The organism is Tenacibaculum sp. nBUS_03, from assembly GCF_051201695.1.
Taxonomy (GTDB): Bacteria; Bacteroidota; Bacteroidia; order Flavobacteriales; family Flavobacteriaceae; genus Polaribacter.
This window is the reverse complement of sequence record NZ_CP179214.1, coordinates 551,034-561,201: the sequence shown is the minus strand read 5'-3', so window position 1 is coordinate 561,201 and position 10,168 is coordinate 551,034. Positions and strand designations below refer to the sequence as shown.

At 29.3% G+C, this 10,168-nt stretch carries 9 protein-coding genes and 1 pseudogene; 2 read left to right on the top strand and 8 right to left on the bottom strand.

The window, feature by feature from the left end; translation table 11 throughout:
• Positions 1–33: 33 nt before the first annotated feature.
• The 6 genes and pseudogenes from ribB to tpx all read right to left on the bottom strand — a co-directional run bounded on the left by ribB (position 34) and on the right by tpx (position 6,765).
• Complete coding sequence (gene ribB / locus ACMFBB_RS02575) at positions 34–1,176, bottom strand: 3,4-dihydroxy-2-butanone-4-phosphate synthase (protein WP_435262899.1); 1,143 nt, start codon at positions 1,174–1,176, stop codon at positions 34–36.
• 4 nt (positions 1,177–1,180) lie between these two features.
• A complete protein-coding gene (locus ACMFBB_RS02570; RefSeq protein ID WP_435262898.1) occupies positions 1,181–2,629 on the bottom strand; it encodes an LptF/LptG family permease in 1,449 nt (482 codons plus the stop codon).
• Positions 2,630–2,711: 82 nt separating this feature from the next.
• Positions 2,712–3,365, bottom strand: a complete 654-nt coding sequence (locus ACMFBB_RS02565; RefSeq protein ID WP_435262897.1) for a LolA family protein — start codon at positions 3,363–3,365, stop codon at positions 2,712–2,714.
• Positions 3,366–3,398: 33 nt separating this feature from the next.
• Positions 3,399–5,852 (bottom strand): DNA translocase FtsK 4TM domain-containing protein, encoded by a 2,454-nt coding sequence (locus ACMFBB_RS02560; RefSeq protein ID WP_435262896.1) that lies wholly within the window; start codon positions 5,850–5,852, stop codon positions 3,399–3,401.
• A 27-nt stretch (positions 5,853–5,879) separates the two neighbouring features.
• Positions 5,880–6,260, bottom strand: a complete 381-nt coding sequence (locus ACMFBB_RS02555; RefSeq protein ID WP_435262895.1) for a diacylglycerol kinase family protein — start codon at positions 6,258–6,260, stop codon at positions 5,880–5,882.
• A 6-nt stretch (positions 6,261–6,266) separates the two neighbouring features.
• A pseudogene (gene tpx, locus ACMFBB_RS02550) lies at positions 6,267–6,765 on the bottom strand (thiol peroxidase).
• A 122-nt stretch (positions 6,766–6,887) separates the two neighbouring features.
• Between tpx and ACMFBB_RS02545 the strand changes: the two are divergent.
• Entirely contained in the window at positions 6,888–8,270 is a 1,383-nt protein-coding gene (locus tag ACMFBB_RS02545) for an MATE family efflux transporter (protein ID WP_435262894.1), read from the top strand.
• The gene (locus tag ACMFBB_RS02540; RefSeq protein WP_435262893.1) at positions 8,257–8,481 is read left to right on the top strand and encodes a hypothetical protein; all 225 of its coding nucleotides are present in this window, start codon (positions 8,257–8,259) and stop codon (positions 8,479–8,481) included. Before ACMFBB_RS02545 ends, ACMFBB_RS02540 begins: the two co-directional genes overlap by 14 nt.
• 100 nt (positions 8,482–8,581) lie before the next feature.
• Here ACMFBB_RS02540 and ACMFBB_RS02535 read toward each other — a convergent pair whose 3' ends face one another.
• Both ACMFBB_RS02535 and ACMFBB_RS02530 read right to left on the bottom strand, forming a co-directional pair.
• Positions 8,582–9,061: a hypothetical protein gene (locus ACMFBB_RS02535; protein ID WP_435262892.1), complete on the bottom strand. Its 480-nt coding sequence runs from the start codon at positions 9,059–9,061 to the stop codon at positions 8,582–8,584.
• Between the two features lie 13 nt (positions 9,062–9,074).
• Positions 9,075–10,001 (bottom strand): OmpA family protein, encoded by a 927-nt coding sequence (locus ACMFBB_RS02530; RefSeq protein ID WP_435262891.1) that lies wholly within the window; start codon positions 9,999–10,001, stop codon positions 9,075–9,077.
• Positions 10,002–10,168: the final 167 nt, after the last annotated feature.

The window sequence follows — 10,168 nt, the reverse complement described above, 5'->3', positions numbered from 1 at the left end:
ACCCTAATTTATTACATTTTATAGTATAAATTTTTAATAATTAACATAATCAACTATTTCTAGGCCGTATCCAATCATACCAACACGTTTTGTTTGTTGTGAGTTAGATACTAAACGTAACTTATGTATATGTAAGTCGTGTAAAATTTGAGCTCCAATACCAAAATCTCTATTGTCCATTACAACATTTGGAGCTTTCATAATGCCATTGACTTGATTTTTCTTTAAAGTTTTGAGTCTATTTAAAAGGTTTAGTGACTGAGCTTGCTGATTTATAAAAAGAATAGCACCTCTACCTTCTTCGTTAATAACTCTGAACATTTGATCAAGCTTTTTATCAGCATTATTAGTAAGAGTTCCTAGTATATCGTTATTTACTAACGTCGAGTTAATCCTTGTTAATATAGATTCATTTTTAGTCCAACTTCCTTTTGTTAATGCTATATGAACCTGTTTATTAGTTGTTTGTTGATAAGCACGTAAACGAAAATCTCCAAAACGAGTTTGAATAGTATAGTCTTCTTTTTTTTCGATTAAAGAATCATGCTCCATTCTGTAAGCAACTAAATCTTCAATAGAAACAATTTTTAAATCAAACTTTTTAGCCACTTCTAAAAGTTGAGGTAACCGAGCCATAGTTCCATCTTCGTTCATAATTTCAACAATAACACCAGCAGGTTTTAACCCAGCTAAGCGAGCAAAGTCAATAGCAGCTTCAGTATGACCAGTTCTTCTTAAAACACCTCCATTTTTAGCTCTCAAAGGAAAAATATGTCCAGGTCTTGCTAAATCAAAAGATTTAGTTTCTGGATTAACCAAGGCTTCAATAGTTTTGGCCCTGTCAGAAGCTGAAATACCAGTAGTAACTCCATTACCTCTTAAATCAACAGAGACAGTAAAAGCGGTTTCCATGGGGTCAGTATTGTTACTTACCATCATTCCTAGCTCAAGCTCTTTACATCTACTTTCAGTTAATGGTGTACAAATTAATCCACGTCCATGTGTAGCCATAAAATTAACCATTTCAGGAGTGATTTTTTCAGCAGCAGCAAGAAAATCACCTTCGTTTTCTCGATCTTCGTCATCTACTACAATAATAACTCTACCTTTTTTTATATCTTCTATGGCTTCTTCAATTGAATTTAATTGAATTTTAGGAGTTGTATGTGTTGTCATTTAGTTAAGTTGTTTTCTCTTTTTTAGAGAATATATTTTTAAAAAATGTTTTTATTGCTATAAATAAGTTACTAGTACTGAATAGACCTTTGTCTTTAGCAGCTCTTATTGTTAATGTAAGGGCTAAAGGTAACATTAAAAGTACAGCTAACCAAGAACCCAATAGGGCAGTTACTGAACTTTCTTCTGCCATGTTTCTTCCAAATGTATTTGTAAAAAAATATAATACATATATTGAAATAGCTAATATCATGGGAAGCCCCATTCCTCCTTTTCTAATAATTGAGCCTAAAGGGGCACCGATAAAAAATAATAATAAACAAGATAAAGAAAAAGCGATTCTGTTATAATATTCAATGTCATGATGGTTTAGCCATTTTCTTCTGTTTTTTAGAGGCTCTTTGTATGATTTATTGGTACTTAAAGTTCTATCTATTTTTGAAATAGCAATATTTAAAATACTAGTTTTTTCTCTAAGATCAAAGTTGTCTAATAGGTTTGGAGATAGGTTTTTATTAATTAAAGAATCAGGATACTGATGAAGGTTTTCTACATCAACAGTAAGAAATAAATTTTTTGCCCTACTGGCAATATATTCATCATATCCTTTTTTAAGATCAGGAATGGTGTCTTTTAGCTGCCCTAAACTTAGCATGTTGAAGTTTTTAGTATACTTTAATTCATCTAAATCTGTATCGTCTAGTGAAGAAATATCAATGTTTATAATGTATTCTTTAAAATCAGCATGAGATGCAGGCATTTTTTTTCTTTCTTCAAAAGTATCTCCAGTTTTTCTATGATGCTCAAAATAATATCCATCATTCAAAGTTAATGTCATATAGCGACTACCTTGCTCAGAAGTTATTTTACCTCTTTTAGCTGTAATTATTTTATTATTTCCCCTTCTAGAAGATAAATCATAGATTAATACTTTTTTTAATAAATTTTTCTCTTCACCATATTTTTCTTCAAACTTAATTTGATAATTAGGTATTTCAGTATTAAAACCTCCAGGAACTAAGGCTAAGGCGGGTTGCTTCTTTTTTATGTTAGCTTTTAAATTTAATTGTTTTAAAACAGCATAAGGGTAAATATAGTTTAAAAATAAAAAGTTAATAGAGCTTAAAAATACAGCTAGAAAAACTAGTGGGCGAACCATTCTTTGTAAGGATACACCTGCTGATTTTGCTGCTGCAAACTCATAGTTTTCGGATAAACTACCTAAAGTCATTATTGAAGAAAGTAATACACCAATAGGTAAAGCTTGCGGTGTAGCCATTAAGGTAGAATACCACAAAAATTTAAGAATAATTAAAATACCTATTCCTTTACCTGCAAAATTATCAAAGGCTAGCCATAACATCTGCATTATTAATACAAATAATATAATTAGAAAAGTTGTTAAAAAAGGAATTAAAAAACTTTTTAGGATATATCTGTCTAGTGTTTTCACAGATGCAAAGGTAGTTTGTTAGTTTTACAAAAGTCTAAAAGTTTTGTTATTGTTTAAATAAATAACAAAACTTTTAAAATATTTAGTCAATTAAATAACCTTGACTAGTATATTTTTCTTTATTAAAAGAAAAGTATTTTTCTGAAATCGGTTGATTACTTTTAAATTTAGTAATTGTATAAGTTGTTTCAGCACCATTTGATCCGATTTGAACTAATTTGTATATATGTTTTGTTTTTGCATCTATACCAAGTTGAACTTTTATAATGTCAGAGTTGCTATCAATTGGAGTTAAATCTACATATTGAACTTTGCGCCCTTTATGATTTTTTAATTTTCCCATTGTATAATTATACCCCTCTTTATAAAAAGTTAGGAATTTTGAAGGGTAGATGAAACCGTCTTCCTCTTCAAGATCTCCATTAGAAATGTTTATTTCTTTTTCATCATGGTTAATAACTGCAAGTTTTTTACCATTAAATAAAAAATTGTTGCCTAAATATTCTAAGTTATATTTTTCTCCAGCAATAGTTATTTTACCACTAATAGGAGGGTCATTTGTGATACCTGCTTCTTTATTTACTAAAGTAGAGTTAAAGCCTATTACCATATTTTTGTATGCACCCATTTTTGTTGAAACTTCATCTAGTAAAAGTTTTGCTTTTGAAGAAGAATTCTGCGCTATTATGTTAAAACTTATAAATATTCCTATAAAAAGTAAACCTATTTTTTTCATTTGATGTATGATTTCCGTTTTTGGTTTTAATTGTTATTTTCTTTCGTTTTCGAGTAATTGATCTAAAGATACTAAATCTGGGACTAAAACTTGTCTTGCTTTACTACCTTCAAAAGGGCCTACAATACCCGCTGCTTCTAATTGATCAATTAATCTTCCTGCTCTATTATATCCTAATTTTAGTTTACGTTGTAATAAAGAGGCAGAACCTTGTTGGGCTGTGACAATAATTTCAGCAGCATCTTTAAATAGTTTATCACGATCTGTTATATCAATATCAACATTTGTGCCACCATCTTCGCCAACGTACTCAGGAAGTAAATGAGCTTCTGGATATGCACGTTGTGAGCCAATAAAATCAGTGATTTTTTCAACTTCAGGAGTATCCACAAAAGCACACTGAATTCTGGTTATATCATTTCCTCCAGAATATAACATATCACCTCTACCTATTAATTGGTCTGCACCTGGAGCATCTAAAATAGTTCTACTGTCTATTTTTGAGGTAACTCTGAAGGCTATTCGAGAAGGGAAGTTTGCTTTAATAATTCCTGTAATTACATTAACAGAAGGTCTTTGAGTGGCTACAATTAAATGAATTCCAATTGCACGTGCTAATTGTGCTAAACGAGCAATAGGTGTTTCTACTTCTTTACCTGCTGTCATAATTAAATCAGCAAATTCATCAATTACTAAAACTATGTAAGGTAAAAATTGATGACCATTTTCTGGATTCAATTTTCTAGCTTTAAATTTAGTATTATATTCTTTGATGTTACGAACCATTGCATTTTTAAGAAGATCATAACGAGCATCCATCTCAATACACAAAGAATTTAATGTGTTTACTACTTTTGCAGTATCTGTTATAATCGCTTCTCCTTCATCAGGTAATTTAGCAAGATAATGTCGTTCAATTTTATTAAACAAAGTAAGTTCTACTTTTTTTGGATCTACAAGAACAAACTTAACTTCAGCAGGGTGTTTTTTATATAGTAAAGAGGTTAATATGGCGTTTAGACCTACTGATTTACCTTGTCCTGTAGCACCAGCCATTAACAAGTGAGGCATTCTAGCTAAGTCAACAACAAAAGTTTCATTTGAAATAGTTTTACCAAAAGCAATTGGTAATTCCATAGGCGATTCTTGGAATTTCTTTGATGAAATAACAGAATGCATTGATACTATGGTTGATTTTTTATTAGGTACTTCTATACCAATAGTCCCTTTTCCTGGAATAGGAGCAATAATACGAATACCTAAAGCGGCTAGTGATAATGCAATATCATCTTCTAAATTTTTTATTTTAGAGATACGGACACCAGCTTCAGGAACAATTTCATACAATGTGATTGTAGGTCCTACAGTTGCTTTTATTTGAGCAATACCAATTTTGTAGTTTTTTAAAGTTTCTACAATTTGATTTTTATTAGCTTCAAGTTCAGCAGGATCGATAGAGATACTTTCGTGATACTCTTTTAACAAATTAAATGTAGGAAATTTAAAATTACCCAATTCTAATTTAGGATCAAATTCTCCAAAATCTTTTACTAATTGGTCAGATAAATTTTCAGATACACTTTTTTCTTCAGCGATTTTTTCAATAGCAACTTCAACTTCTTTTATAGTTTCGTCAGAGATTTTTAATTCTGGAGTTTGAGTAGAGGCTATATCTAAAGAAATTTCAGGTTCTGGTTCTTCTTCTTTTTTATTAGTAGATAATTGACTAACATCAGAATGTTTTGTTATGGTAGGTTGTAAGTTTTCTACTGAAAGCTCAAAATCAGATTTTTCATTCTCTGTTTCCTCTTTTGTAATTTCTTTAGTATATTTTTCTTTAGCTTCTTCTTCTATTTTAGCTAATTTTTCAGCTTCTTTTTGTTGTTTTTTTGAATCTAAGTTCTCAACTATTGCATCAGGGTCAATACTAAATCTAATAATTAAATAAGTTATAAAGAAGAATAGTAATAAAATAATAAGTCCTGTTTTTCCAATAAATGTTTGTAGATATTCATTAAGTTCATATCCTATAATTCCTGATAAAACAGCATATTTATTCTCAATAAATCCAAGAGAAATAGAGGTCCAAAGCATACCTAATATCCCCCAGTTCCATGAAGTGATAATTTTTTTTAAATTAGTTTGCAAAAGTATTCTAGATCCAGTAAAAAAAAGAATAACATTTAAAATAAAAGCTCCTAGTCCAAAACCTCTGAATACTATGAGGTTACTTAATTTAGCACCTACTTTTCCTAATAAATTTTTAGTGGGTAATTCCCTGTTAGAGAATTGCTGTAATGAGCTTTGATCTTCTTGCCATGAATAGAAAAAAGAAATAAAAGCTACTGTTAAAAAAATTGAGAAAAGGATAAGGAAGGCACCAAAAACAGTTTGGTTTTGTCTATTTTTAATAAATGCCCCAATCTTAGTAAATATAGAAACTTTATTGTTTTTACTTTTAATAGTTGTCTTCTTTTTTTTTACCATATATGTTAATTGACAATAGTCTAAACGCTAAAAAATAGCTATAATTTTAGGAACGTAAATAATACATGCAATAATTATTGCAATAAGAGCAGCAAAAGCTGGAGCTCCTGCTGCAATATCTTTTATAAAACCTATTTTTTTATGATAATCTGGATGTATGAAATCAGCAACTTTTTCAATAGCTGTATTTAAAGCTTCAGCAACTAAAACAAGACCTATTGTTAGTAATTGAATCATCCATTCGGTAGTTGATATAGAAAAGTAGTATCCAATTAGTATACTTATTAAACCAATAAAAGTTTGAGCTTTAATACTGTCTTCAGTGGTTAGTAATAACCACATACCTTTAACAGCAAATTTAATACTTCTTAATCTACCTTTTATAAATCCATCATTTGGGTTTTTCATATAGTACTATAATGCTTTTAAGGCAGCTTCATAATTAGGTTCATCAACTACTTCATTTACTTGTTCAGTATAAGTTACATTTCCTTCTTCATTAATAACTACGATACAACGAGAGTGCAAGCTTTTTAATGGTCCGATTTGCTATTTCTAACCCATATTGTTTACCAAAGTCACCAGTAGGGAAATCTGATAACATAACAACATTTTCAATACCTTCAGCACCACAAAAACGTCCTTGTGCAAAAGGTAAATCTCTTGATATACATAAAACTTTGGTGTTTTCTAAACCAGCTGCTTTTTTATTGAATTCTCTTACAGAAGTAGCACAAGTACCAGTATCTACACTTGGAAATATATTTAAAATTAGTTTATTTCCAGAAAAGTCACTTAATTTTTTTTCTGATAAGTCTCCTGCTACTAATTTAAAATCAGGTGCTTTAGTGTTCGTATTTGGTAAGTTTCCAGTAGTTTCTAAAGGATTACCTTGTAATGTTATTTTTGCCATTTTTTTACAAATTTAATCAGACTTCAAAGGTAGTTAAATAATTTAAAAAATGGAGGCAATAAAATATTTAGACCTTTAAAAAGAAGTATCTTCGCAGATTACAAATAATAGGGTAAAATAAATTGAATTTTAAGCAATATACATCTGAGTTTAGTTATAATTGGAAACTTGCAGCACCAGTAATGTTAGGAATGTTAGGGCACACTTTTGTTAGTTTTGTAGATAACATAATGGTAGGTCAATTAGGAACTGCTGAATTGGCTGCGGTATCATTAGGGAATAGTTTTATGTTTATAGCAATGTCGTTAGGAATTGGTTTTTCTACAGCTATAACTCCGTTGATAGCAGAAGCAGATTCATCAAATAATTTTGATAAAGCAAAGTCAACATTCAAACATGGATTGTTTTTGTGTATAAGTATGGGAGTTTTAATGTTTTTAGGAGTGTTTTTTTCTAAACCATTACTTTACTTTATGAAACAACCCACTGAAGTGGTTGATTTAGCAATACCTTATCTAGATTTAGTGGCTTTTTCGTTAATTCCTATGATTATTTTTCAAGGGTTTAAACAATTTAGTGACGGAATGTCAATGACTAAATATCCCATGTATGCAACCTTATTAGCAAATGTTTCTAATGTTTTATTAAATTATGTATTAATTTTTGGGAAATTTGGCTTTCCAGCAATGGGAATTGTTGGTGCTGCATACGGAACTTTGTTATCGAGGTTCATAATGGTGGCTTATTTATGGTGGTTGTTGACTAAGAATAAACGTTCAAATAAGCTTGTAACAAATATCAAATTATTTGTGCTAGATAGCTTAATGCTTCGAAAAATCATAAATTTAGGAGCACCAAGTGCTATGCAAATGTTTTTTGAAGTAGCTATTTTTACTGCTGCGATATGGTTAAGTGGTTTATTAGGTAAAAACCCGCAAGCAGCTAATCAGATTGCTTTAAATCTTTCATCAATGACATTTATGGTTGCTATGGGACTAGGAGTGACCTCAATGATTAGAGTGGGCAATCAAAAAGGATTACAAAAGTATAATGAATTAAGACGAATAGCTTTTTCTATATTTTTGTTAGGAACAATTTTAGCCGTTGGTTTCTGTGTTCTATTTTTTGCCTTACATGAATATTTACCGCATTTGTATATGGACTCAAGTGATGTGAAAAATTATGCCGATAACATGGAGGTATTAAAGTTAGCTTCAAATTTATTAATAGCAGCAGCTTTTTTTCAAATTAGTGATAGTATACAAGTTATGGTATTGGGAGCTTTGAGAGGTTTACAAGATGTTAAAATTCCTACAGTAATAACTTTTATTTCCTATTGGATTATTGGTTTTCCTATTAGTTATTTTTTAGGGAAAGAAAATATGTATGGTAGTTTTGGAATTTGGCTTGGCTTGCTTGGAGGGTTAACAACGGCTTCAATTCTATTATATTTACGATTTAATTATTTAACTTTAAAATTGATAAAAAATAATGAACTTACCTAAATTTTTGTTAGCAGATAATAGCAATCATCCTGAAGATATTTTTGTGTTACATACAGAATATCCTCGTTTTTTAATTAATTTAAAGGATGATACTATAGAGTGGTTTGAAGATTTAACTGGTGAAAAAGAAGAGGATGTAGCTACTGAATTGGCTGATTTAATGGATAAAGCAGGTGAGTTTTATGATGAAGAGATGAAAAAATACGAATGAAATTAAACGTTATTTGAATTCAAACAATGTTTAATTTAAATACAATTTATATTTTAAAATTATTATAGTTCCCCTAATAAATATATTATTAGGGAAGTAGCTATTTCTCAATGTCAATTAAAGCTTTAGCTTGCCCTTTCCAATTATCACGAACAATTCTTCCTGGGAAAAACTGAATTAAATCAGTTATTGTGATTATATCTTCATTAGTAAGATTACTAATTTGTTTATAGGTATATATACCTATACTATTAAGTTTAGTTTCAATGAAACTACCAACTCCTTTAATTTGTGTTAAATCGTCTTTGTTTTTTTCAGTAGCAACTCCAATTTTGTTAAAGTCTAGCTCTTTGGGTTTTTTAATTTCTATACCACCTCTTTCAACAGTTTTTTTTGCACGGATGGTAGATTGCATTTCATTTCTTAGCTCTGTTATTGTTTCTGAGCTTTTGTTTAGTTCTGATTTATATTTATTCTTGAAATAATACCAAGAAAATACATAACCAATTAAAAAGGAACCTAACATCCAAAAAAAGAATTCAAGTAAATGTGATGTTTTGGTTGTTAAAAATAAAATCATGTTTAAGGGGAGGTTAATTAATTATTACTTCAATTCTTCTATTTATTTTTCTAGCTTGTATTGTTTTATTGTTTGTTATAGGAGAAGTTTCTCCTTTTGATAGCGTACTAATTTTTGCCTTATCTATACCATTTTTAGTAAAATATTTAGCAACAAAATTAGCTCTTTCTAAACCAATTAGCTGATTGGTAGTACTATCACCTTGGTTGTCAGTATGTCCAATTATAGTTATTTTTTCAGACATATGATTTTTAAGGTAATTCTTAATTTCATAAGTGTAAGTTAATAAAACTTTGGTTGGCTCAAAGCTACTTTTTCTAAAAGGAATGTATAATGTTTTATTGATGATTTCTTTGTCTATAGAAGCACGTTTGCTTTCAGAAATATTTTTAACGTATATACTTACGCCATCAGCATAATATCCTTCCTTATCGTATTTATATTCTTTTATCGTTGCTTTAGTGGTTATTTTATTTGGGTTTATACCATATTTAACTAATTTATTTTTGAGATTATTAGCTCTTGCTATACCAAAATTAGTTTTATCTGATAGTATTTCATTTACTTTATAAGATGCATTTATGAGTATTTCTTTATTAGAGTTATTGTTTAAAAAATTAAAAATAGAATCTTTAAAATAATAAAATTTTTTAGGAAGAAGTACGCGTGTATGTGATGAGTTAGTTATGAATTTGTGTTTAAAAACTAAAGGAACATCGTTTAGTTTTTTTTTAACTTGTTCTATTTCAGGAACCTTAGGTTCTTTCGCTAGTTGCTTTTTTAAAGTGTCAGTTTTTTTATTTAATACATTTGGACTTTTATTTTCTAAAGCAGTCTCATTTATTTCTACGCTTTCGAAATTTTCATTACGGTCGTATAGAAATAGAGCTAAAATAGCCCAACATAAAAAAACGAGAAAAGCTTTTGAAAAGTTTCTCATGGTTACGGGGTAGTAGGTTTTGTTTTAAGTTCATAAAGTTATAAAAAACTTTTCTTAAATCAAACTTTTTATAAGATAGAGTGGTGTTTTATTTTTTAAGTGGATTGCTATAGAATTTAATGAAGAGTAGGTTGAGTAGCCAGCCTGCAATTTAACTAACTTATTAA

Coding starts and splice junctions, on each gene's coding strand:
- ACMFBB_RS02540 (WP_435262893.1), top strand. CDS start 8,257: ATGAACTTACCTAAATTTTTGTTAGCAGATAATAGCAATCATCCTGAA.
- ACMFBB_RS02530 (WP_435262891.1), bottom strand. CDS start 10,001: ATGAGAAACTTTTCAAAAGCTTTTCTCGTTTTTTTATGTTGGGCTATT.
- ribB (WP_435262899.1), bottom strand. CDS start 1,176: ATGACAACACATACAACTCCTAAAATTCAATTAAATTCAATTGAAGAA.
- ACMFBB_RS02555 (WP_435262895.1), bottom strand. CDS start 6,260: ATGAAAAACCCAAATGATGGATTTATAAAAGGTAGATTAAGAAGTATT.
- ACMFBB_RS02565 (WP_435262897.1), bottom strand. CDS start 3,365: ATGAAAAAAATAGGTTTACTTTTTATAGGAATATTTATAAGTTTTAAC.
- ACMFBB_RS02535 (WP_435262892.1), bottom strand. CDS start 9,061: ATGATTTTATTTTTAACAACCAAAACATCACATTTACTTGAATTCTTT.
- ACMFBB_RS02560 (WP_435262896.1), bottom strand. CDS start 5,852: ATGGTAAAAAAAAAGAAGACAACTATTAAAAGTAAAAACAATAAAGTT.